Source organism: Paenibacillus sp. 481, from assembly GCF_021223605.1.
Taxonomy (GTDB): Bacteria; Bacillota; Bacilli; order Paenibacillales; family Paenibacillaceae; genus Paenibacillus_B.
Genome location: NZ_CP075175.1, coordinates 113,307 through 136,037 on the forward strand (window position 1 = coordinate 113,307; position 22,731 = coordinate 136,037).

Sequence of the window (22,731 nt, forward strand, 5' to 3'; positions counted from 1 at the left end):
AATTGTATAGTTCGTTCAATTTGTTCCGATCTTTCAGATCTTTCAGATCTTTCAGATCTTTCAGGTCTTTCAGGTCTTTCAGGTCTTTCAGGTCTTTCAGGTCTTTCAGAACGTTCATTTCAAGCCAGTCTCATTGTCTTACATGTTGCGCAGGACATAGCGAAGCTGCTCTCCAGCTGTATAGTTGTACTGCGGTAATACCGCCTCCACACGATCACGATATGTCGCAGGAAGCTGATAGAGCTGCTCCAGCACATAGCCATCAAATGCATAGCAATTCTTATTTTGTTTATCTTCAAGTGCAGTCATTAGTGCTTCCCGACGAGTTTCCGCGCTACATGCTAATCGTTCTAACCCTTGGAACAGCAATTCTGCAGTATCATTGCGGAATACTCGGTTATTTTGCAAGGCGTGCAAAAGTAACTCCTCGGCGACTACATGATCCGGTCTTGCGAAGGCGCTCACAAGCCCAAGCTCCTTTTGTTCAATAAACAAGCTTAGCCAGCGCTGATCCCACTGCTCGGCAAGCTGTTCCGTCGCTATCAATTGCATCGTAAGAAGTGACATACTCGACTCACTGGAATTGTTCCACAGCGTCGGATACGATTTATATTGACGTTTCATCACGAAATGCTCAATCGTCGACAACAATTGCTTTTTCCGCTCGCTGCTTGCTTTCGTAATTTTCATGCGCAAGTAGTTCGCATACTTATCGTACAATTGCGCGGGTTCTAATTGACGGAAAGAAGCACGGAATGCATGAGCTACATAGATAGCATTCTGTTGTTCCAAATCGTCAAGCAATGCCAATACAGCCTCTGAATCAATCTCTTCTAAAAATGATGCCGCCCTATCGATGAGACGTCCCCAGCCTAAAGACATAAACAGCACATAGTTCTTCAACACGTACATGTATACTTCATCCAACGCCTCAACTTGACTACTACTCCAACTTGCTAGGTAGTTTGTACGCGTGTCTCCCAACGCTTCCAAATAACAATAAACGCGCTCCCAACTTTTTTCTGCTCGCTTTTTATCTTCTTTCAACTCTGCTGTAACGGTCATGAGATCACGACTAAAGTCACGAACGAGTCTTTCCTTAAGCTCGCTGGATGAGCACCGATCTATTGCTTCTGCTGCAAGCTCCATATCTTTACTGAAAAAGGCCTCATATAAACGCTCCAGTACAACCGCAGACTCACTCTTGGCCAGAGCTAAATAAGCAGCTTCACGAATCGGCTTCTTCTTATCTTTTGATAAATCTATTAATGCCGCTTCATATTGCTCATAGCCAGCTAGCAAACCGATTGCGGTTACGCGAACATCATCTGCACCTGTTTCGGATACTTGGAAAACGAGATCTAGCACTTCCGCTCCGCCAACCTGACCGATGACACGCAACTTTCTGGTGTCTGCTTTGCCACCAGCAGGGTCGAATTGTTCGATTAACAAAGGAACAATTGCTGGACCATAGGAAGGCAACAGCTCATTCATCGCAAAATCCGCAATTTCCACGTACGGATCGTTAACAGCCCCGATAGCCAGTTGTAACAAACGTAAATCTTGAAACAATCCGTCTTTAAACGCTTCTTTCACAATTTCGTAACGGCCACTACCTGTCGTCGTTAACGCTTCCTCAACGGCTGCTAATCGACGATATGATGCTTTGGTCGATAAAGATGTTGGCCGAGTCTGAATCGGCAATAGTTCACCGTCTGGTGTCGTTTTCCCTTGCGTATAGAGCACGGATCCAAGCAGCAAGCCAAGCTCCTGCAACTGTTGTGCGGAGTGTGCTGAGGGATCTGTTGGCTCTATAAGTTCAGCAATGCCTTCGCCAAGCCGTTTAAATATAGGCGCTCGTTCACCTAGTTGCTGGAATTGCGGCAATAGACGCTTCAAGCGAAAATCTCCAACAGCAAGATCACTGCCTGCTATGTAAAGCCGTCTAACTTCTTGATTAAGCTCTTGAAGTAATGCTGTACTCATCGCCGTTCCTCCTAATACAAGAGGCGGATTATGTCCGCACCTTTAATAATTGATAATGGTTTTGCGACGAGTCGCCCACTTTCAAGCTGATGCTCGAACATAACGAGCATCGTCGTATCGGTTAAGCTGTCTGCCGGCAGGAAACGCAGCAATGATACGGTCTCATGACATCTTTTTACGATATTATCCAGCATAAGCTGCTGCCCAGACTGATCCGTAATCGCAAACTGACCTTGATCGGTCTGCCTAATATCCGCGACATGGAGCAGCATAACGGGATGTTTGTCAGCCAGTGGATTTTTCAACTGATTTTTAACTAGCTTGATCACTTCAGCGTACGATTGATGCGCCTTCGCTGGAATTGCCGCCACATCTTGCGGTGTGATCGGTCTAGAGGTCATTTCGTCCCAGCGCACTCTGCGGTTGTAGTCGCCTGGATAGCGATACAACGCTTTCACGAGGGCCACATCAAAAAAGCTGTCATCCTCGTGCATATGCTTCGCTGCTTTATAAGGGCGATATTGCACCGTGCGATGAATATCGTTGCTTTCTTTTTCCACCCAATAGCCGACGTCAACAAATTCTTGTCGCGCTGGATTGTCCATGCTTATGAAAGCGAGTTGGACTAACTCGACCTGCTCCGTCATGAGGCCGAATTGCTTGAGTTCGGCTAATTGCCATGCATGACCAAGCCATTCTTCAATGGTAGATTCGTGATCAAGCGCTAAGTCTGGATCAGCGAGTCTAGCCGTTAAATGTGCCCGCCCTTTTTTAATAAAGGCATGTATAAGTGTTAATTGGTCCATCGCATACGTGTAACCAACCTCTCGATCCTTCGCCTTACCGATCAGTAAAGCGAATAGACGCAACTCTGCTTGCGCGCCTGATAAATAATAATTGCCCAACTGCTTAATATGCTCGTTTATCGTCTTTAACACTTTATTATCAATGGTGCCTAGCCCGCCACGAACGAGTGATAGCGTTAACTTTTCTAATAAATCTAATCCTTCTAATTGGGCTTGAATCTTCTTCTTGAGCGCTGATTTATTTACTTTTTTCGGCTTAGCTGGTGTGCCTTCACCCTCAGCAGCTTCTTTCGTTTTTTTCTCTTCACGCTTCTCTGCTTTTTCACGCTTTGCAACAATATCCTCAGGAATCGTAGCGACAACGAACTTCTCGCCCTGAATATAAGCGTATAATAGGCCTAGCGCGTGTTTGCATGGAAGTTGACGGCTCGGGCAAGAACAACGCAGCACCGGCTTTTCCGGATGAATAAAGTCAGCTGAACATTCATAATTGGACTTCCCGCTGCCCGAACATTCCCCGAATAGCAATGCTCCATCCTCCGAGTGATTCAGTTGAACGAAGCTGCGTTTTTTAACGAGTCCTTGCGCATTTTTGATGGCTGCGCTATTTGGTGCAAGGGAATCAACATACGATTCTGTTATTTCGATCAATTCAAACCCCTCCTACTCCCAATTGCATGTTAGGTAAAAAACAATTCTGGAAAATCGCGCTGATACGACTTGTACATGACATATCTCTGCAAACCTCTAACCCGATCCAACGCTACTTTGGCAAAATGCAGTGCCTGCTCGCGATTATGTTGACGCAGCTCAAGTTCGGATAGAAGTGCATATTTCATCCAAGGCTTTGAAATTTGCTCAATAAGCCGGCTTGCTGCATCGAACTGTCCCTGTTCAATTAGCATGATAGATTTGTAGTATTGCTTATAAACTAGCGGCTTAATATACTCGATTTCATCTGCCGCCGTTAAAATCTCTTTTTTGTACAGCGCATGTAAAACTTTATATAACGCCTGCCGATCAGGCTGCTTATGCTTGTGCAATATTTGTTCGATACATCTCTTCACTTCATCATCATGCTGGTTGCCCAACGCATAAATGAGGTAAATGTCGACATTTTGCTTCTCGTTCAATAAATATTTTTCGATTCGATTCACATTCGTCGTCCATAAAATCGTATAAACGGTAGGTATAAACCCAAAAAGGACAACCCCAAAAATAGTTACAAAAACCAACCATGTCTCTACATCCATCAAGAACATGGTCAAACTAATGACAAATACAAGGGATAAAGAAACATAATTCTTTTGCGTAGAACTCAAGTGTTCATTCTCCTTATGACAACATATTGACTAGAAGGTAATGAATCTCTTTCTCACTTCTCTCCTCCCTATGATTCTTATCCACATTATAGCAGTTTTTCTCCTATATATGCTATTTTCCCCGATATATCGACATTTTTGTTCGCGTCGCTGTCCGTAAAAAACCGCTAGACCTAAAGGGTCCAGCGGTTAGCACCATATTACTTACTTGGCGTTGAGCGCCTCTTGCGGCACTTTGATTTCGCCAACTTCGTTATGTTTCGAAAATGCTCCTGTGATGACCATATCCAACGTCACGTTCTGGCCGTCTTGCTCCATATCCATCACCATATTCACATCGGATTTGGTCGGTAAAAATGTTGCTTTGTTTACCGCATACGACATCTTGATGCTCTTAATGTTCATCTGTTCCAACATGGAAGCCGTTTGCGGATTATTACCAGCTTGGCTCATCAATGATTTCGCTAACTCCTTGACGCCGTTACCAGAAAGTTCAGCTGCTAACACATATTCACCGCCAGCTTCCGATACTTTTGTATCTTTAGCAATCGTCTTGAATTGCTCAAGCTGCTTCTCTGGATTAGCCGAGCCTTCCATCTGAGCTGTTATTTCAGCCGTTGCCTCCGCAGGAAGCTTCGTCCATTGTCCATTGATTTGCATGAACACGCCGTCTTTGGTGACGTATTGCTTAATACTTTGCTCCGGTTGTCCTGGGAGTGTCATTTGCATCTCTTGCACCATTTGTAGCGGATCTTTCGTCATATCGATTTTCGATTTGATATCGATCTTTTGCTCTTGCTTCTGCTCACCTTGTTTAATGACAATGTTCTGTTTAATTTGCGCATCCATTGAAAAGTTCTTCAAGCCTTTGCTTGCTTCAGTAGATTTCTGGATGAATTCATCAACCGTTGGTAGCGCCGCTGCTTTATCTGCTGTCTGTGACGCACCCGATTGGTCTGCTGCTTTCGTATTACCCCCGTTAGTGTTCTTGTCGTTCCCGCAAGCTGTAAGCCCTACTAACAAAATTGCTCCTAATAGCACTGCTGTCCATTTCTTCAAGTGAAGTTCCTCCTAAGATTTGTATTCTTAATCATCATACAAAATGTACCATAGTCACTGACAGGGAATACGGACCTAATGCGACAAAATTAGAGCCCTAATAATATAGTTATTTGGAACTATATTCCTCTTCATTTCCATTCCGAGCTTGCAAATGTATAATAGGTTTGACCTCATCCACAAAGGAGTCTTCACTTGAAAAATCTTTTAATTACAGGCTATCGTGCGCACGAGCTTGGTATTTACAACAATAAACACAAAGGAATTCCCTACATCCGCAAAGCAATTACGGCTAAGCTTATTCCGCTAGTCGAGGATGGCTTGGAATGGGTGATTACACCTGGACAATACGGGATCGATCTGTGGGCGTTAGAAGCTGCAATTTCCTTACAAGTACAATACCCACATTTAAAATGTTCGATGATTACGGCCTACAGTCAACCTGAGGAGCAATGGAGCGAGGAGAAAAAAACTTATTTCGAGGAAATTCGGAAACAAGTTGATTATTATGGCGTAGTGAGCAAAGGGCCGTATAGCGGAAAATGGCAGTTCGTTGCCCGCGATGATTTGTTGTTCCGTAAGACAGACGGCATTTTGCTCGTGTATGACGATGATGCTCGTGAAGCAAGCCCCAAATTTGTAAAAGAGCGCGCGTTGAGCAAGCAGGCGCAAGACGGCTATATTTATTTAAATATCGGTTCAGAGGAAATTCAGGCAATCGCCGATGATGAGGCTCTTAATGAAATTAGTGAATATTAAATGGGATTGATCCATAGAAACACGAAAAAGGCAGTTAGAAGTGTCTACATCTTTACACACTCCTGACTGCCTCGCCATCGTATACGTTTATCTTATTTTATTTAAACCAACCTTTTTCATTGAAACGCATAATCGCTTCGATTCGGTTACTAACGTTAAGCTTATCCAAAATAACCGAAATATAATTGCGAACTGTGCCCGTTGTAATAAACAATTGGTCTGCAATTTCTTTCGTATTTTTACCATCAGCGATCAGACCGAGCACTTCTTTTTCACGCTCGGTTAACGGGTTTTCTTCACTGTACGCGTCATCAACGAGCTCCGGCGCATAAATGCGTCTACCCGCCATGATGCTACGAATTGAATCCGCCAATTCTTCACTCGGGCTGTCTTTTAACAAATACCCATGCGCGCCAGCCTTTAGCGCCCGTTCAAAATACCCCGATCTCGCAAATGTAGTAAGGATCATGATTTTGCAGCCACAGCCCTTCAGTTCCTCTGCCGCTTCCAAGCCGCTTTTCGCTGGCATCTCAATGTCCATAATACAAATATCCGGTTTATGCAGTCGAACGAGTTCAACGGCTTCCTCGCCATTTCTTGCTTTGCCAACGACGCTCATATCTTCTTCCAGATCAAGCAAAGATGAGAGCGCGCCTAGCAGCATTCGCTGGTCTTCGGCAATTACGATTCGAATCATATCCCCTCCTCCTTTTCCGGTTGTTTCACTACGTTTGGTACTTTGATGATAACCATCGTTCCGTTATCCGATACCATTTCCAAACTGCCATTTACAAATTCAAGCCGTTCTTTCATACCCCTGAGCCCATTCCCGCTTACGTATGGGGAATTATTCTGGATGCCAATTCCGTTGTCCTTGACTTTTATGCTTAGCTCCGTGCGCGATGGCTCGATCGAAATCGAACAAGCAGAAGCATTACTATGCTTGACAACGTTCGTTACAGCTTCCTTCAGACACATACTCAATACGTTTTCGTTCAATAAAGACGTATTCGTCAATACAACGTCGCCTTCTAGCGTAAACTCCATCTGCGCAGCCTTCAAAATTTGTCGCACCCGAAACATCTCGTCCTCAAGCCGCGTGCCACGCATTTGGGTAACCATTTCCCTAACTTCCTTTAACGCACTTCGTGCTGCTTGACGCACATCTTTTAATTCGGCTTGCGCTTGGGCGGGGTTCTTCGTGATCAGTTTACCTGCCAGATCACTCTTTAACCCAATCAAGGAAAGCTTCTGCCCCAATGTATCGTGCAAATCACGAGCAATCCGCTGCCGCTCCTCCAGCTTCACAAGCTCGGAAATCTTTTTGTTCGCATCCTCAAGTTGACCTTCAAGTTGTTCGCGTTTGTTACGGTTGTAAGTCGTTACAGGCAGAAGAATAATGCCAATCAGACAAACAATGACGAACGGAAATTGCGAAACTAGAATCGGGTTCTTCGTCACTAACCCATAATTGATCGCAGTAATTGTCGTGACCAAATGAACGGTATATAGCGTAAAAAAGCCGATTCGATGTTGTATATTCCCAATGAAAAACGCTAGAAATAGGGAGAAATACACGTAACTGAACAACAACGTCATCGTAACGGAAATTAACAATTGGACGGATGTCCAAAAATAGACCAGCCAGCCTCTAGAAGCAAAAGCAAGCATGTAACAGGCGAAAAACACCAAAATCATAACTACGCCGATGACGATTTGGTAAGTGGAAGAGGAACGAAATATAAAATAAAAGGGGAGGATGTAAAAGACGACCCATACATATGGACTAAGACCTGTGCTTTTTTGAAAAATTTGATACCATTTCTGCATGGTTCCCTCCGCTCTCGCAGATTGTCTCTAAAGAAATAGTAACGTGCAAGCGTATGGAGTGATGCACCGATACGCTTGCACGTTATTTATTTGTAAGACACGCTGTGCAAGTACTTATTTATTTGGTCGCTATCCGGTTCGGATTGCGAAGGATGTGCTTCAATTGTTTAAAGCTTACAAAAGTGTTCGTCTCCTCATCCCACAAGCTGAAACGAAGTGATTTCAAGCTTGTACGCAACGTAATCGTCGTTGCTTGATGCAACGGAGGCGTCTCATTATGCGCCTGCTCCAAATTGTAGTTCGGCACTTTCGGGCTCAAATGGTGCACGTGGTGGAAACCGATGTTACCCGTAATCCATTGTAACACTTTTGGCAACTTATAATAAGAACTACCTTCCACAGCTGCTTTCACGTAGCTCCACTCATCATCATGCTCAAAGTAAGAGTCCTCAAACTGATGCTGTACATAAAACAACCAAATACCTAACATTCCAGATACAAGGAAAATCGGTCCTTGAATCATCACAAACGCCTGCCAACCAATAAGCCAACACATGAAAGCATACAAAGCTACCAACAACACATTCGTAATATAAGTGCTCACACGTTCTTTCGTCTTTGCTCCTTTACGATTGAAACGGTAAGTAACTAGGAAAATAAAAATCGGTCCAAGGATAAGCATGACGAACGGATTGCGATAAATACGATATGCAATACGTGTGGATAACGGAGACGCAACGTACTCGTCCACAGTCAGAACCCACATATCACCTACTCCGCGTTTATCCAGATTGCTGCTTGTTGCATGATGGATAGAATGCGTATTTTTCCATTGTTGGTACGGACATAGGGTCAATACCCCCGTGATGGTACCTAATATATCATTTGCTACACGACTTTTGAAGAACGATTGGTGACAACAGTCATGAAAAATTATAAACGTTCGAATCACAAATCCAGCAGCAACAATCGTAATCGGAAGAGTAATCCAATAAGATACCGAAAGGCTTAAATAAGCGGCGTACCATAGTAAAAATAAAGGTCCTAGCGTGTTTATAATCTGTCGAACACTTCTCCTCATATCAACCTTTTCATAAGGTACCATGCTTTTTTTCAAGTTGGATTGTTTGGCTTGAGTCATGTTTATGTATTCCTCCTAAATATGACGCGACACGCGCCGCGTTGCAAACGTATCCGTGCATTAATGTTTACTTTCTGAGTTTATTATAAGAAATGCAGGCGGCGTGTTGAAGTCATAAACGTCAAGTATAGGGCATGACAAATGTCATATAGGTGAATCCCCTTCTTTTACGGCTTTCCAAATGGTCCATCTATCTTTTTCAACAATCTGTTGATCATTGTCACTGAGTTGCTCGCGCACAACCTGTACGAGCTCTGCAAGTTGTACATCGCTTAATTCATGTAAGATTGAACGCCCTGTCCGATGGAGTAAATCGTCAGTCAGCGTCTGGATATCGGAATACATCTGCCTTGTTTCCCATAACTGATGTACTTCAATACATTCATATTTAAACCCGGCTGCTTGCAAAGCTTGAACAACGATGTGGTTTGAATGTCTACGAGCTACCTCTATTGTCGCCAATTCAGGAAATGTAGAAAAGAAATATCCTCTGATATGGGTTGAAGTACCTTCTAACAAACAATCCTCAGGCGTTCGATTTTGGACAACAAGGGTTCCACCCTGTTTTAATAGCCGATACGCTTCTTCAAAACAAACTTGCAAATCTTGGTCTTGGATATGATGTATGATTGCCCGTTGCAGCACGATATCATACTGTTCACAAGGTAATGTGGTATCTAAGGCGTTGCCCACCGAAAATTGAATGTTGGGATAAGATTGACTGTTTTCTCTAGCTGAAACGAGCATCTGCTCTGAAAAATCAACTCCTGTTACACACTCCGCGCCCATTTCAGCAAGTGCCTTGGAATAAATTCCACCTCCACACCCTATATCGACAACTTGTTTTTGCCTAACGTTAACGATGTCATTTATTTTTGCGATCCATGTTGCATCTGCTTCTCTTTTTGCATAGGTAGAACGATTTTTTTCATCATGAAAATGGATTGACACCAACATCATCCCCTTTAAGTTTCATTGTATGAAACTAAGTTCCGCTATATAAAATGATCATACTGTGGAAGCGAGGGAATATCAATACGTTATTTATAACGAAGATGAAATTATTCATACAACAAGTAAAAGCCCTGTACCATTGTACAGGGCTTTTAACCGTTTACTGCTGCTTCAATTCGTTTACATTATGTATGGATCTGATCGATTTAAGTTGAATCCCTTCTAATATAAGCATTTCTCTGATTGTGCTGGCAAAGTGCAGCGCATGCGCTCCATCTCCGTGTATGCATATCGTCTCGGCTTTCATGTTTATTTCGATATCATTGCGTGCGCATACGGTGCCCTTTTTCACCATCTGTATAACTTGACTGGCGGCTTGAGCAGCATCGTTAATTAACGCATCCGGCTCGTTCCTCGGTGTGAGGCTTCCATCCTGACAGTAAGTCCGGTCTGCGAACACTTCACTTGCCGTCTTCAGCCCAATGCTCGCTCCCGCACGAATGAATTCGCTACCTGAAAGACCGTATAACACAAGCTCGGGATTGACCTTGTACACCGCTTCCGCTATCGCTTGGGCAAGCTGCTTATGTTGCGCAGCCATATTATATAGGGCGCCGTGCGGCTTCACGTGCTGCATAACACCACCTTCGGAGCGAACGAATCCGTCGAGCGCGCCAATTTGGTATACCGTCATGTCATACGCTTCTGTGGGCGTAATATTCATGTTGCGGCGCCCGAAACCTATTAAATCAGGCAATCCGGGATGCGCACCGATGGCTACTTGCTTATTCAAGGCCATTTCGACTGTTTTTCGCATCGTACTTGGGTCACCTGCATGATATCCGCAAGCGATGTTAATAGACGTAACAAGATCGAGTATCGCTTCATCGTTACCTATCGTATAGGCACCGAAGCTTTCCCCCATATCACAATTTAGATCGACGCTAAGCATGTTGCGACCTCCTTCTTTCAACTCTTCGCTAGATAAAGGCCGATCATGTTCACCAAATGCATAAATGAAAACTCGGCATCCATGTATAGTTGTTCGGCTTGCTCGAATGTGATTTCAGCGAATCGTACGCTTTCCCCCGGCTTCACTTGAGCCAGCACAGGTAAATCGGCACTTACGATTTGCGCCATTTTAGGATAGCCGCCTACCGTTTGTCGGTCGGCCATCAAAATAATCGGATTGCCTTCTGGGGGAACTTGAACCGTACCGAACGATACCGCTTCCGATATAAGTTCAACAGGCTCAATCAAGTGGAGGGCCTCCCCTTGGAGGCGATAGCCCATTCGATCCGAATGAGGGCTAATACGAAACGGCTGACTTGTCAGGTATGTTTTACTATCCTCTGTAAAACAGTTATACTCGCGGCCTTTGACGAAGCGGACGATAGGCTCTTTGGCCTCATATGCGACTGGACGTGATGTGTAACCGACAAACCAAGAAGGTGCCACAAAGGGGGTGTTCCCTTTGCTTTGTCCACTAAGCATGGTAGGTCTATTAAACTCGTTAGGATGATCAAGACCAATACGCTTATCAAGCTTGCTATGATCATCAAGACCAATCTGCCCGTCAAGCTCGCTATGATCATCAAGACCAATCTGCCCATCAAGCTTGCTAAGATCATCAAGATCAATATGACCATCAAGCTCGCGCTGGTCATTAATCCCGCCAAGCTCATCTAGCAGCCTTACCCGACTACGACGCATATAAGCTGCTGCGACATCAGAAATTGCGCCAAAGCGCAGTACATCACCCGCCTTCAGCGCCCTTCCTTCATGCCCCCCTACCCCAGCCCGCAAATATGTGCTCCGGCTCTGCATGACTAGCGGCACGTCGATTCCTCCCGCAACCGCTAAATAAGCTCGTGCTCCCCACACACAAGGCCCAAATTCGAGCACCTCTTGCGCGCGAATAAGGACGGGCCTCCACATCGGCACCCGCTGCCCCCTAATGCTCGGTGAAAAATCACCGCCACATATCGCAATCAGCGTGTCGATCTCAAAGCGAATTGCGGGCCCCCGCATCGTCATTTCCAATGCGGCCGCCCCCTGATCATTGCCTGTCAGCACATTCGCTGTCCGAAGTGCAAATGAGTCCATTGCTCCGCTTACGATGACTCCTTGCAACTGGTAGCCGAATCGCCCTCGGTCTTGAATCGTAGTAAGCAGCCCTGGCTTTATTATTTCCAGACTCATATGGCATCCTCTTTCCACATCGCAAATTGTTCAGGCGTAATGGGACGGAATCGCACAGTGTCTCCCATTTTCAACAAACTAGGTGATGGATGATGCGGTCGAAACAGCTGTACTGGCGTTTGTCCAATTAGGTGCCATCCACCTGGAGAGGCAATGGGATAAACTCCCGTCTGCTTGCCTCCTATGCCAACCGAACCTGGCTTAATACTCGTTCTAGGCGAGCTGCGTCTCGGAACAGCAATTCGTTCGGGCAAACCGCCGAGATAAGGAAAACCGGGAGCGAAGCCAACCATATGCACCAAGTAATCATGACCGGAATGAAGCTCGATCACTTCTTCGATACTAAGCCCCGCGTAAGCGGCAACATCTTGTAAATCAGGCCCAAATTGCTCCCCATAGCACACCGGTATTTCCACAATTGTGGAACTGCCTATATGTATTTCTTCCAACTGATTAACCATTTCGCGAATAATCTCTTCCATTATAGCAAAAGGAGATTGGAACTCGGTGTCACGATTATAGCTCGACTGCCATGTCTCACTCGTCGCCCGCTTCCACAGCTTTATCGGATCATAAAATACAGTGACCGTCGTATACGCGGGAACGACTTCAACAATCCCATGTACAGGATTTCGTTCCAACTGCGAACAAAAGGCGCGAATCTTTGTGTGCGTATGTTCGTGTATGGTTCCTCCCCAATCCACAATAAGTGCACATTCTCCTAGCGGCTGCAAGCGAACCTTCGTCTCGCCCGCCACTTCGACTTCGTAATTCTCCGTCATAGACTTCTCCCTTGTTGAATATGGCTTAGCATCTTTCCCAGACTCATTTCTCACTTCTCATTTTATCAAATCAAGCTGGCGAACATATCGATTCAACTGAAAATAGTATAAGAATTCCTGCTGACCTCCGAGAACGAAAATGAATAATCTCGGAATACAAAATGAAAAGCACCACTTGGGGTGCTTTTCACAGTTCATGTATACGATCTATTTCGCTACCGGTGTAACGCTGAATGGTATATAGTATACCCCGGCATCGAACTGTTCCGATTCGACGACAAAATATACAGTTGCCCCATTTGGTACCTGCAAATTAGTAACAGCTTTGGATCTTCCTTGACTATCAACAGGTGGAGCATATTGCTTGTTTGTCTGACGACCATCTGCATATTTGATAACCACACCAAATCGGTATTCTACTGTAGAATAAGCGTTATGGTTCATTAAAGAAACATTCATAAGGTGATTTTTGCCCGTTGTGTTCGTCCATTTATACCAATCGACATCGTCATGGCTGGAAAGATGTAGCTCTGGGAATTCGCCTGGAATAAGTGCGATGGCCTCATTTTGCGAATCGCCAACGCCTGTAGCAGCAAATGTAGATGGTGCCATAGCAGTTAAACTAGCTGTTATCATCGTTACAGCTAACAGCTGTTTGAGCTTCATTTTCATAAAGAAACCCTCCTATTCCATTCGTTTACTCGAGTAAAATTCCATATCTAACCTTTTACAAAATATCACATTTCATCTCGTTTGTATACGATAACTTCACGACAAAAAGAGCCACAGCCTCAACGAGCTGCGACTTTTGAGATGGGGCACAACATGAGCTGTGCTATACATGTAAATAACTTTTCCACCACCCTATCGTTTCTTCTAGACCTGCATCTAAAGTGTACGCGGGCTGCCACTGCGCTTCTTTTTGCAATCGTTGAACATCCGCTCCTACAAAAAGAGGCTCACGTTGCGGGAATGGAATTGCTCCCCACTTCATCAAATGCGCCCCCCCTATTTTCCCACTAATGATAGCTGCAATTTGTTTCACTTGAACGGGCTGCCCAGAACCTATATTGACTGTCCCTTGAATATTGCTTGTTAACAAAGTAATAAGCGCAGCAGCTACATCCCTAATATACAGAAAGTCACGAGCTTGATTTCCATGCGTACATAGCGCTTCCTCGTTCTTTAATACAGAAGTAATAAGCGTTGAGATAAGCCGTTTGCCGGACTCATGAGGACCATATACATGAAAAATCCTCCCCCAACATGTGCTTAAGCCCACTTGTTCGCAGTAAGATTGCAACCATAAACGAAATGTATTTTTAGAGGTAGCATAAGGGGTGTCAAAAGAAAGCGGTGTTACCTGTTCTGATAAATATCCATTCTCCCACTTATATTCTGCACAAGTGCCTGCGACCAGCAATCTTTTGCCGCCGCATTCTATAAAGGATCGGATTAAAGTCATGCTGGACTGCACCCAATAATAGTTGTTCAGCGCTTGGTAGCACTGCGGAGGTACCGCTTCCCAAGCAAGATGAACAAGATGAGAAGGCTTTACTTTATGAATAAGAGCGACTACCTCCTCATTGCATAACAAGTTGACTTGGTGCCATCTACACTTAGCTTCGGGCATGGCCGTTCTATAGCACGTAGCGTGGACTTCGTATCCTTTTTCAAGTAACAGCCGGACAACATAGCTGCCAATCCAGCCCGTTCCGCCCGTAACCAATACTTTTTCCATACTCTATATCACTTCCACTTCTGGAACAAAGACAACAAATTTCCCGCCCCAATCACGGATAAAGGAACATTCATCCATAATTTCTTTTTTTAAATTCCACGCTAAAATGACGACATAGTCTGGTTTGGTGCGCCTGATTTCGTCTGGTTCTTTAATCGGAATGCGAGAGCCGGGTAAGTATAAATGCTGCTTATATGGATTTTTGTCTACCGTATAGGGGAGAAAATGTGGTCCAATACCGCAATAATTTAACAACGTATTCCCTTTGGCTGGAGCTCCATAGCCTACTATTTTCTTGTGCATTGTCGCAGCTTCCACCAAAAAGGTTAAAATATCGACTTTCATCTGCTTAACTCGTCCAGCAAACTGTACATACGTTGTTAGATCATCGAGACCACTCGCTTGCTCTTGTTGAATGACTTTGGCCACATTTATATGAATGGGCTTACGATGTTCATGATGCCGCACAAATAGTCGTAACGATCCTCCGTGTGTATTCAATTGTTCGACATCTACAACTTTTAAGTCATGTCTAGCTAAAAGGGATTGCACGGTGTGGAGTGAAAAGTAAGAAAAGTGTTCGTGATAGATCGTATCGAATTGTTTATCCTTAATCAGATGTAACAAGTGAGGAAACTCAATAGTAATGACTCCATCGGGTTGTAGTAACGCTTTTAACCCTGCTATAAAATCATGCAGTTGCGGGACGTGCGCTAATACATTATTGGCAACGATTAAATCGCCTTGATAGCCCTCTCGTACCAACTGTTTAGCTAAACTCTCACCAAAAAAATCCGTTCTAGTAGGAATCCCCTTGGCGGCAGCAATTTTCGCCACATTTTTGGCGGGTTCAATCCCGAGCGTGCGAATATTGCGTTGCTGAAAATATTGCAGCAGGTAGCCGTCATTGCTGGCGATTTCAATGACTTGTGAATCATCGTTCAGTTGGAATCTTTCAACTGCCATTTCTGTAAATTGTTCAGCATGTAATAACCAACTTGACGAATACGAACTAAAATAAAGATAATGATTAAAAAGTTGATCCGGAGATTCAAATTCGCCCAGCTGGACTAAAAAACAACGGTCACAAACATAGGCATGCAACGGATAAAAGGGCTCCATTTTATTCAACTGTTCTGTCGTTATAAACGAGTTGGCAAGCGGGGAAACCCCTAAATCTACAAACGTTTGATGAAGCAGCGAATCGCAACAACGACACTTTGTATGTGGCATTCCAATAGGCTCCTTATACATTTGTAAACGAATGAATTTGCTGTTGGGTCACTAATTTCATGTCCTCACCTGCTATGAACTGCTGATACCATTTCACTGTCCATGCAACAGCTTCTTCGGTTGACAATTTGGGCCGCCAACCTAATTCATGTATAGATTTACTACTATTAAGTACTAATACAGGTGCTTCATAAAGTGTGCCCGTCGGATCCTGCGCATCTAGCTCGACTTGCTCCCCCCAACTTGCAGTCGCCATATGAATGATTTCCTGCACCGTTACATTCGCTTGATCCACCGGACCAAAATTCCAAGCTTCAGCAAATTGAGCGTCGTCCCAACATTTTTCGGCAAGTTGTAAATAACCGTGCAACGGATCGAGCACATGCTGCCAAGGGCGAACCGCATTCGGATTTCTTATGCTCAGTCTTGTGGAATTGGTATATGCACTCACGATGTCTGGAAACAACCGCTGGGCGGCCCAGTCTCCGCCACCGATGACATTGCCGGCTCTTACGGAGGCGAGCCTTGGATATGATAATTGTTCGTGAAAATACGATTGTCGATAAGCTTCGGTCACCAACTCCGCGCACGCTTTGCTGGCGCTGTATGGATCATGTCCCCCGAGGGGATCGCTTTCTTGAAAGGAGCGCATGCCCAAGCCATCATTTTTGTAACATTTATCACTTGTCACATTAATAATGACGCGAACACTTGCCGTACGTCGCGCAGCTTCTAATAGATGAACCGTACCTAATACATTCGTCTTAAACGTATGGAGCGGATCAGTGTACGATTGTTGAACGAGCGGTTGGGCTGCCAGATGAAAAATAATTTCTGGTTGATGCTCGGAGATAACCTGTAACAGCTGCGGAAAATGATTAATGTCTCCCTGTACGGAACAACATTCCGTAGCGATGTCCGCTACATCGAATAGATATGGATTCGATGGTGCATGAGAAGAATAACCTGTGACGTGTGCGCCAAGCGAGGTTAACCATAACGTAAGCCAACTGCCTTTGAATCCCGTATGGCCAGTAATCAACACTTTTTTTTGCTGCCAAAAATGCTTGTCGCCCATCCTACCAAACCTTCCAAGCCGCATTTTTAGTATCCCATAATTCAAGCAACTTTTTTTTGTCCCGCAGCGTATCCATCGGATGCCAAAATCCATTATGCTGGTAAGCAGCTAACTGCTGCTGTTGTGCCAGCTTGACTAGAACATCGGTTTCCCATACGGTTCTGTCGTCCGAAATATGATGAAATACGTCCGGCTCGATGACAAAAAAGCCGCCATTTACCCAGCCGCCGTCGCCAATGGGCTTCTCTTTAAAGTCGGCAACCATTTGATCTTGAAGCATAAGTGAGCCAAATCGGCCAGGTGGCTGCACCGCAGAAACCGTTGCAAGTTTCCCCTGCTGTTGATGAAATTGAATCAGCTCATTGATATTGATGTTGCTTAAACCGTCTCCGTAAGTCAGACAAAACGCTTCGTCGCCCACATAATCTTTAATTCGCTTGATTCTCCCACCGGTTTCGGTATCCTCCCCCGTATCGACAAGCGTAACCTTCCATGGCTCCACATTGTTGGAATGACTAATCACCTCATCCTTAGCCATATCAAGCGTGAAATCGGACATATATAAATAGTAGTTAGAAAAATATTGCTTGATGACATGCCCCTTATAGCCTAAACAAATGATAAACTCGTTAATGCCGTAAAAGCTGTACAATTTCATAATGTGCCATAAAATCGGCTTGCTCCCTATTTCAATCATCGGTTTCGGCTTCAGATGCGTCTCTTCACCTATTCTCGTCCCATATCCACCTGCTAGAATGACTGCTTTCATGCTTTACCCTCCATCCTTGCGCCATTGCAGACTTGAAGACCTTTCCTGCTTTCGTGCTGATTTTCGTTTCAACATGTTATGCAAGGCCTCCGCAGATGGTGTTGTTGCTCCTTCCTGTGTCTAATACATCTGCTAGGGAGGCCTTTGGCTGATGAAAGTAGCCAACTTTAGGTATGTTTCACGTGCGGGCTTAGATGTGGCTTAAAAACAACTGTTGGTATTCGGGAATTAAACGAAGATCCTCCGTGAAGTACGCATATTGTAAATATATACAACCACCTTTCAGTAGGATTGTATTGATTTACATCTTTTACCTAAGGCTTGATCGCATCCACAATAAGGGACACAAAACCAAGCTCCCCGTCCTGATTTCGGTGATCAAATCGTTTCGAGCGATAAATAAAACCCTCCTCGGGATTCCATTCATGAAAATGAAACCGCCCTTGTTCATCGCAATATTCCAGTAGCTTCACATCAAAGCCTGCTTCCTCAAACATCCTAGTCAAAGATTGATAATCATGGACAATTTTATGACTTGCCGCTGGATGATCCGCTGGTCCGGGACCGCCAACTTGCACCAGCTTCTGATATGCTTCATTTCGGAAAAAGCGATCCGGCACAGCACAGCGAATATGCGCCCCTCGGTTCATAAAGGCAAAGCAATTTCGTGCCGCCGCTACACCTTCCTCGAAATTAAGATGTTCCCACACATGCTCGGCTAAAATAGCGTCTATTTTTCGTGAATGGAAGTGCAAGCTCCAATCTAAGTCATGCAATACATTCAGCTGATCCTCCTGTGTCTGTATCCAGCCAGGGTAAGATTGAGAAGAGGCGCCTATAATGATGTTCAATGGCGCGCCGAGCGGTATTTGACTAAGATCAATCTTGACCGTCATAGCTTCAGTCTCCCTTGCTCTATCGACTCCTGAATGACTTGTTGGGCGTACACCCAAAGCTGCTCTGATCCGCTCTGAATATCCTGATTACGCTTCAGCACCATCTCACTCGTAATCTGATGTTCTCGCCACAACTCCCCGCCATTTCTATCGTTAATTAATAATGGCTGCAAACGATCCATCGCTGCTGCATATTTCGCCTCGCTCGTTTGCTGTGCCTCATATTCCAGCCATAACGCATACGTCTCCTCATATTGCTCAGCAGGCAACAGCGAAAAAATGGTACGCGCAGCTGCATCTTCACGTTCAAATTTATTTTGTCTACCCGTCTCATCGTACGCATAAGTATCCCCAGCTTCAATTTCGACAAGGTCATGAATGAGTAGCATTTTCATGACTTTTAACAAATTCAGTGCTGGATCGTTTGCATACTCGACCAAAATCATGGCCATCATCGCCAAATGCCAACTATGTTCCGCATCGTTTTCCAATCGGGCCTGCCCGATTATTTTCGTCTTGCGGTAAACTTGTTTAAGTTTATCGATTTCAATAATAAATAGAATTTGACTCCTTAATTTGGCATCCATATGTTATTCAGCCCCTTCCAGAAACCAAACCTTCGTAATCACCTCTCCTACGACTTCATAAATGGCAACAGCCTCGAAAGGTTCTCTCCCTACTCTACCTGATACTTCTTCCAAATCGATTACAAAATGTGCAAACGTCATACGATTTTTGATCTGGGCGCGGCTATTTGGATGATTTGCAAATACTTGTTCATACACCTCTCGCAACTGTTGTCTCCCACGAATACTCACTGTTCCACTAGGATGATCCATAATAAGAACATCGACAGCATACGTGGAGACAAAGCCGTCAATATCCTGATTGTTATAGTAATTAAGTTGTAGCTGGACAATTTGCTCAGGAGTCAGATGATTAGACATGGGATAACCCTCCGATTCAAATAAAAGCGTTTATACATGCTGCGCAAGCTTGAGCTGATGCTCAACAAATTCAATACCATGTTCTCTGAGATGAGCCATAACTTCTTCCAGTGAAAATACTTCAAATGGAAAAACGACACCACCCATTGGTTCACGCTCCTCCAACAGCTTCACAATAGTCACAACGACCAAAGAAGTAATCGCATAATCAGATGGTGCCGTTAAGCCATAGGTTTGCCGCACGTACTGTCCATTTACGATGCCATGCGCTTCAGCCGCGATGCTCGTCGTTTCCGGCTGCTGTGGATTGTGCTTCACTTGCGAATATAGTAGCTTCCCCCAGCGGGCAGCTTTCGTTGGATCTTGAAATACGTTCAGGACACGCAAGCGACTTAGCACATAAAGTAAGAAAGGAAGTGCGGATTTATCAAAACCAGTCCAATAGTTGATAGCGGGTAGACGCAATTTTTCAGACACGATATCTCTTTCAAAAAAATGAGCCAACCACATCGAACGATCGATATGTGCAGACGGAAATAAAAAAGAGCGCTTGTGTGAAACAGCAGCGTACAGCCGTTCACCATGGCGGCCCTTGTATACCACGCGACTTGATAATATGCCGAGCATATCGACAAAACCGTTCAAACCCGACGAAGCATTCGCACTTTGTAAAAAGGCAAGATCAGCCGAATGCGGCTCATCCAGCTGGGACACCGCGTGCTTGACTAGCAATCCGGACAGACCTGGAATAAAGCCCGCACCGATTATGATCGGAACTTGCAAAGCAAGGGCCTGCTCGTCATACGATAAATAACGTTGAATTTGTGCTAGATTGACCGTTACATCAACGAGCGGTGTTCCGTACTCTATACATTTTTCAACGAGTATAGACGTGTCGGAAACAAGCGTATTTATAATGAGGTCACTGATTTGAACAGCTTGTAAGAGGCTCTGCTCATCATGAATATTAACGTATTGGATCGATACGTGGACACCGAGTTCCGACGCGAACGCATCCGCTCGCGTCGTATTATAGTCACCCAGAATGAGGTGAACATGCTGAAGGTGAGACACAACTTGTCTACAAATCTGTCTGCCTAAACCACCGGACGAACCAGTTACGAGCACCGTTTTCATGAAGGACACCTGCTTATCTGTATAGGCTATTTCGTGCTGTGTGTAAACTATATCATCGCAAGCTTCCCGTTTTTAGAATGACTACACAAAACGGACAAACTCAGATGGATTTTGCTCAATGTAACGGTTGATTTGTTCAATAAGGGTTGGAGTAAGAGTGGTATATCGCTTATATATATGGCCTACGGCCAAACACAACTCACTGTCATTATCCAAATCCGAGATCGTATAGGCACGCCACGTTCCGTCAGCCTGTCTATTTTTCGCTTCGACGACTTGCTCCATTTCCTTATAAATGCTAAGCAGATCATCATTCTCAAAAAATTGCGCCGCCCGCTTGATGCCAGGCCAAGCTTTTAAATCACTCATATAATAGGAAACATACCAATACATATCCGCCGCATTATCCGCATGGTCGTGCAATATGCTAAACATAAACAACGCCTGCTGACTTGGTGTTAGCTGTCCATACACTTCCGCTTTATAGGCAGCGTTTTTCCCACGAACTTGCAGGATAGTAGGTTCCATACACCATTTCCACAAACGGCTCCGATCCAACGCTTCAAAGTCTTGTTTTTCAATAGATATTAACATCGCTTCACTCCTTCAAAAAGGTTAATTTGACTGCTTTCCTGGCGGCTGTTCTGCTTGACGTCCCTTGTTGTTCGTTATCCCAAACGGCACATGTACAGACGGGACAATTCTTGAAGCCCCTTCAATATGTCCAACCTGATCATCAAAGAAAATATGTGGCTTAAAAATGCGGAGCACTCTATTTTTATCAATTCCACCGAGAAAAAAAGCTTCATCGACCCGAATGTCAAGTTGCCGCAGCGTCGTTATGACCCTTTCATGAGCTGGGGCATTCCGCGCAGTTGCAATGGCTACTCTAATTTTAGGCTTGTAATCGGGATTGGAACGGTTCTTTTCGAGTTCTCTACGCTGTAACTTTGATATTTCGGTAAAAAAGCGCAGCAACGGACCTGGCGGCAAGGGCTCTCCTGCCTTGAGCCTTTCGTGCTGATGAAATGAATCTAACGCCCCGCCTTGCTGATATACCGATTCAGCTGAATCGTCAGCAATAATGCCATCAAAATCAAATGCAATGCGCAGCTCACTATCTTCGTCGTCATCAATGTAATCCGTCGGATAAATACAGCCAGCAGGAAACCCTTGTTCAACCGCTTCCTTCACATCGGCTGGATTGCCGGACAGAAATAAGGTCGCATTGAACGCCTCCATATAAGCAAACGGATTATTTCCCGTCACAAAAACAGCACGGCTGATCGGAAGCTTGTAATGCTCAATCGATTTAAATACACGCAACCCCGTGTCGGGATCGTTACGCGATAGCAGCACGACTTCAACAGGTTGATCTTCCGTTTCACCGGTATGCAGATGTAGCAGCCTTTTAATAAGCGGAAAAGCATTTCCTGGCTGTAGCACCTGATGTTCATGCTCCCGTTGATACTTCCGGTATTCGTCCTCCCCTTTGTCCATAAACACACGATCCGACTCGGTTAGGTCAAACAATGCACTCGAAGCGACCGCGATCACAAATTTGTCTTCAATGTCGTAAGGCACGCTTTGCACTCTCCTTTCCACATACCGTTGCGCGCTACATCAGCTCGTTTGCTTAGGAACCACACCGCCATTGAGCTGCTTTCTAAAACCTTTCACAGGCTCCTTGCAATAGCCTAGCGACTCGTAGAACTTATGCGCATCCGTTCTAAAGCCGCTGGAAACGAAAATGATATAGGAACAGTGATGCTCATTAGCGATTTCCTCGATCGCATTCATTAATTTTTTGCCAATTCCAGCTCCTTGATGCTTGTCCGATACGACAACATTTTCCACAACCATAAATGGCAAGCAGTCGCCGATCAAATCATAGCAAATGATGCCCATCACGGTACCGACTAACTGATCCTCGATTTGCGCACCTAGCACATAATAATGAGGATTTTGTAACATAAGCTTGTACGTTTCTGTCATTTTGTTCAAGTTCGTATCGTTTTCTACTAATTGTTCATATAATGCTTTTAATTCTAGTAATTGATCGATTTCTACTTTATTAATCGTAACCATT

At 44.6% G+C, this 22,731-nt stretch carries 24 protein-coding genes; 1 reads left to right on the forward strand and 23 read right to left on the reverse strand.

Going from position 1 to position 22,731, the window contains the following annotated elements; all coding sequences use genetic code 11:
• Window positions 1–138 precede the first annotated feature (138 nt).
• From KIK04_RS00330 to KIK04_RS00345, 4 genes are all read right to left on the reverse strand, one after another.
• A complete protein-coding gene (locus tag KIK04_RS00330; RefSeq protein ID WP_232276377.1) occupies window positions 139–1,986 on the reverse strand; it encodes a HEAT repeat domain-containing protein in 1,848 nt (615 codons plus the stop codon).
• A gap of 11 nt (window positions 1,987–1,997) precedes the next feature.
• Window positions 1,998–3,443, reverse strand: coding sequence for an SWIM zinc finger family protein (locus KIK04_RS00335; RefSeq protein WP_232276378.1), 1,446 nt, complete (start codon window positions 3,441–3,443; stop codon window positions 1,998–2,000).
• A gap of 29 nt (window positions 3,444–3,472) precedes the next feature.
• Window positions 3,473–4,114, reverse strand: a complete 642-nt coding sequence (locus tag KIK04_RS00340; protein WP_232276379.1) for a hypothetical protein — start codon at window positions 4,112–4,114, stop codon at window positions 3,473–3,475.
• 204 nt (window positions 4,115–4,318) lie between these two features.
• Window positions 4,319–5,173 (reverse strand): DUF6612 family protein, encoded by an 855-nt coding sequence (locus tag KIK04_RS00345; protein WP_232276380.1) that lies wholly within the window; start codon window positions 5,171–5,173, stop codon window positions 4,319–4,321.
• 195 nt (window positions 5,174–5,368) lie between these two features.
• On the opposite strand from KIK04_RS00345, the gene KIK04_RS00350 reads away from it, so the two are divergent.
• Window positions 5,369–5,932: an SLOG family protein gene (locus KIK04_RS00350; RefSeq protein WP_232276381.1), complete on the forward strand. Its 564-nt coding sequence runs from the start codon at window positions 5,369–5,371 to the stop codon at window positions 5,930–5,932.
• A 97-nt stretch (window positions 5,933–6,029) separates the two neighbouring features.
• Here the strand turns inward: KIK04_RS00350 and KIK04_RS00355 are convergent, their stop codons facing one another.
• The 19 genes from KIK04_RS00355 to KIK04_RS00445 form a co-directional block, all read right to left on the reverse strand.
• A complete protein-coding gene (locus KIK04_RS00355; protein ID WP_232276382.1) occupies window positions 6,030–6,629 on the reverse strand; it encodes a response regulator transcription factor in 600 nt (199 codons plus the stop codon).
• A complete protein-coding gene (locus KIK04_RS00360; RefSeq protein WP_232276383.1) occupies window positions 6,626–7,762 on the reverse strand; it encodes a sensor histidine kinase in 1,137 nt (378 codons plus the stop codon). Before KIK04_RS00360 ends, KIK04_RS00355 begins: the two co-directional genes overlap by 4 nt.
• A gap of 118 nt (window positions 7,763–7,880) precedes the next feature.
• Window positions 7,881–8,903: a Delta(5) desaturase DesA gene (locus KIK04_RS00365; RefSeq protein WP_232276384.1), complete on the reverse strand. Its 1,023-nt coding sequence runs from the start codon at window positions 8,901–8,903 to the stop codon at window positions 7,881–7,883.
• 144 nt (window positions 8,904–9,047) lie between these two features.
• Entirely contained in the window at window positions 9,048–9,854 is an 807-nt protein-coding gene (locus KIK04_RS00370) for a class I SAM-dependent methyltransferase (RefSeq protein ID WP_232278891.1), read from the reverse strand.
• A 163-nt stretch (window positions 9,855–10,017) separates the two neighbouring features.
• Window positions 10,018–10,809, reverse strand: a complete 792-nt coding sequence (locus KIK04_RS00375; protein WP_232276385.1) for a LamB/YcsF family protein — start codon at window positions 10,807–10,809, stop codon at window positions 10,018–10,020.
• Window positions 10,810–10,826: 17 nt separating this feature from the next.
• Window positions 10,827–12,059 carry a 5-oxoprolinase subunit C family protein gene (locus KIK04_RS00380; RefSeq protein WP_232276386.1) on the reverse strand — a complete coding sequence of 411 codons (1,233 nt, stop codon included), beginning with the start codon at window positions 12,057–12,059 and terminating at the stop codon, window positions 10,827–10,829.
• Window positions 12,056–12,841 (reverse strand): 5-oxoprolinase subunit PxpB, encoded by a 786-nt coding sequence (pxpB, locus tag KIK04_RS00385; RefSeq protein WP_232276387.1) that lies wholly within the window; start codon window positions 12,839–12,841, stop codon window positions 12,056–12,058. The genes KIK04_RS00380 and pxpB overlap by 4 nt, the downstream gene beginning before the upstream one ends.
• Before the next feature lie 207 nt (window positions 12,842–13,048).
• Window positions 13,049–13,513 carry a hypothetical protein gene (locus KIK04_RS00390; protein WP_232276388.1) on the reverse strand — a complete coding sequence of 155 codons (465 nt, stop codon included), beginning with the start codon at window positions 13,511–13,513 and terminating at the stop codon, window positions 13,049–13,051.
• A gap of 163 nt (window positions 13,514–13,676) precedes the next feature.
• A complete protein-coding gene (locus tag KIK04_RS00395) occupies window positions 13,677–14,582 on the reverse strand; it encodes an NAD-dependent epimerase/dehydratase family protein (protein WP_232276389.1) in 906 nt (301 codons plus the stop codon).
• 3 nt (window positions 14,583–14,585) lie between these two features.
• Window positions 14,586–15,815: a class I SAM-dependent methyltransferase gene (locus KIK04_RS00400; RefSeq protein ID WP_232276390.1), complete on the reverse strand. Its 1,230-nt coding sequence runs from the start codon at window positions 15,813–15,815 to the stop codon at window positions 14,586–14,588.
• Window positions 15,816–15,828: 13 nt separating this feature from the next.
• On the reverse strand, window positions 15,829–16,893 hold the full coding sequence (rfbG, locus tag KIK04_RS00405) for a CDP-glucose 4,6-dehydratase (protein ID WP_442951123.1): 1,065 nt from the start codon (window positions 16,891–16,893) through the stop codon (window positions 15,829–15,831).
• A gap of 1 nt (window position 16,894) precedes the next feature.
• Window positions 16,895–17,662 carry a glucose-1-phosphate cytidylyltransferase gene (gene rfbF / locus KIK04_RS00410; protein WP_232276392.1) on the reverse strand — a complete coding sequence of 256 codons (768 nt, stop codon included), beginning with the start codon at window positions 17,660–17,662 and terminating at the stop codon, window positions 16,895–16,897.
• Window positions 17,663–17,976: 314 nt separating this feature from the next.
• Window positions 17,977–18,558 (reverse strand): class I SAM-dependent methyltransferase, encoded by a 582-nt coding sequence (locus KIK04_RS00415; protein ID WP_232276393.1) that lies wholly within the window; start codon window positions 18,556–18,558, stop codon window positions 17,977–17,979.
• Window positions 18,555–19,145 (reverse strand): HD domain-containing protein, encoded by a 591-nt coding sequence (locus tag KIK04_RS00420; RefSeq protein ID WP_232276394.1) that lies wholly within the window; start codon window positions 19,143–19,145, stop codon window positions 18,555–18,557. Before KIK04_RS00420 ends, KIK04_RS00415 begins: the two co-directional genes overlap by 4 nt.
• Window positions 19,146–19,148: 3 nt before the next feature.
• Complete coding sequence (locus tag KIK04_RS00425) at window positions 19,149–19,505, reverse strand: nuclear transport factor 2 family protein (RefSeq protein WP_232276395.1); 357 nt, start codon at window positions 19,503–19,505, stop codon at window positions 19,149–19,151.
• 30 nt (window positions 19,506–19,535) lie between these two features.
• Window positions 19,536–20,642, reverse strand: a complete 1,107-nt coding sequence (locus KIK04_RS00430) for a saccharopine dehydrogenase family protein (RefSeq protein WP_232276396.1) — start codon at window positions 20,640–20,642, stop codon at window positions 19,536–19,538.
• An 81-nt stretch (window positions 20,643–20,723) separates the two neighbouring features.
• Window positions 20,724–21,236, reverse strand: coding sequence for a hypothetical protein (locus tag KIK04_RS00435; RefSeq protein ID WP_232276397.1), 513 nt, complete (start codon window positions 21,234–21,236; stop codon window positions 20,724–20,726).
• A 21-nt stretch (window positions 21,237–21,257) separates the two neighbouring features.
• Window positions 21,258–22,226, reverse strand: a complete 969-nt coding sequence (locus KIK04_RS00440; protein ID WP_232276398.1) for a 5'-nucleotidase — start codon at window positions 22,224–22,226, stop codon at window positions 21,258–21,260.
• Between the two features lie 39 nt (window positions 22,227–22,265).
• Entirely contained in the window at window positions 22,266–22,730 is a 465-nt protein-coding gene (locus KIK04_RS00445) for a GNAT family N-acetyltransferase (RefSeq protein WP_232276399.1), read from the reverse strand.
• Window position 22,731: the final 1 nt, after the last annotated feature.

What these genes read in the sequence shown, in the direction of transcription:
- pxpB (WP_232276387.1), bottom strand. Translation starts at nt 12,841, where the DNA reads ATGACGGAGAATTACGAAGTCGAAGTGGCGGGCGAGACGAAGGTTCGC.
- KIK04_RS00400 (WP_232276390.1), bottom strand. Translation starts at nt 15,815, where the DNA reads ATGCCACATACAAAGTGTCGTTGTTGCGATTCGCTGCTTCATCAAACG.
- KIK04_RS00395 (WP_232276389.1), bottom strand. Translation starts at nt 14,582, where the DNA reads ATGGAAAAAGTATTGGTTACGGGCGGAACGGGCTGGATTGGCAGCTAT.
- KIK04_RS00330 (WP_232276377.1), bottom strand. Translation starts at nt 1,986, where the DNA reads ATGAGTACAGCATTACTTCAAGAGCTTAATCAAGAAGTTAGACGGCTT.
- KIK04_RS00425 (WP_232276395.1), bottom strand. Translation starts at nt 19,505, where the DNA reads ATGTCTAATCATCTGACTCCTGAGCAAATTGTCCAGCTACAACTTAAT.
- KIK04_RS00365 (WP_232276384.1), bottom strand. Translation starts at nt 8,903, where the DNA reads ATGACTCAAGCCAAACAATCCAACTTGAAAAAAAGCATGGTACCTTAT.
- KIK04_RS00415 (WP_232276393.1), bottom strand. Translation starts at nt 18,558, where the DNA reads ATGACGGTCAAGATTGATCTTAGTCAAATACCGCTCGGCGCGCCATTG.
- rfbG (WP_442951123.1), bottom strand. Translation starts at nt 16,893, where the DNA reads ATGGGCGACAAGCATTTTTGGCAGCAAAAAAAAGTGTTGATTACTGGC.
- KIK04_RS00430 (WP_232276396.1), bottom strand. Translation starts at nt 20,642, where the DNA reads ATGAAAACGGTGCTCGTAACTGGTTCGTCCGGTGGTTTAGGCAGACAG.
- KIK04_RS00420 (WP_232276394.1), bottom strand. Translation starts at nt 19,145, where the DNA reads ATGGATGCCAAATTAAGGAGTCAAATTCTATTTATTATTGAAATCGAT.
- KIK04_RS00375 (WP_232276385.1), bottom strand. Translation starts at nt 10,809, where the DNA reads ATGCTTAGCGTCGATCTAAATTGTGATATGGGGGAAAGCTTCGGTGCC.
- rfbF (WP_232276392.1), bottom strand. Translation starts at nt 17,662, where the DNA reads ATGAAAGCAGTCATTCTAGCAGGTGGATATGGGACGAGAATAGGTGAA.
- KIK04_RS00355 (WP_232276382.1), bottom strand. Translation starts at nt 6,629, where the DNA reads ATGATTCGAATCGTAATTGCCGAAGACCAGCGAATGCTGCTAGGCGCG.
- KIK04_RS00435 (WP_232276397.1), bottom strand. Translation starts at nt 21,236, where the DNA reads ATGTTAATATCTATTGAAAAACAAGACTTTGAAGCGTTGGATCGGAGC.
- KIK04_RS00390 (WP_232276388.1), bottom strand. Translation starts at nt 13,513, where the DNA reads ATGAAAATGAAGCTCAAACAGCTGTTAGCTGTAACGATGATAACAGCT.
- KIK04_RS00360 (WP_232276383.1), bottom strand. Translation starts at nt 7,762, where the DNA reads ATGCAGAAATGGTATCAAATTTTTCAAAAAAGCACAGGTCTTAGTCCA.
- KIK04_RS00445 (WP_232276399.1), bottom strand. Translation starts at nt 22,730, where the DNA reads ATGGTTACGATTAATAAAGTAGAAATCGATCAATTACTAGAATTAAAA.
- KIK04_RS00380 (WP_232276386.1), bottom strand. Translation starts at nt 12,059, where the DNA reads ATGAGTCTGGAAATAATAAAGCCAGGGCTGCTTACTACGATTCAAGAC.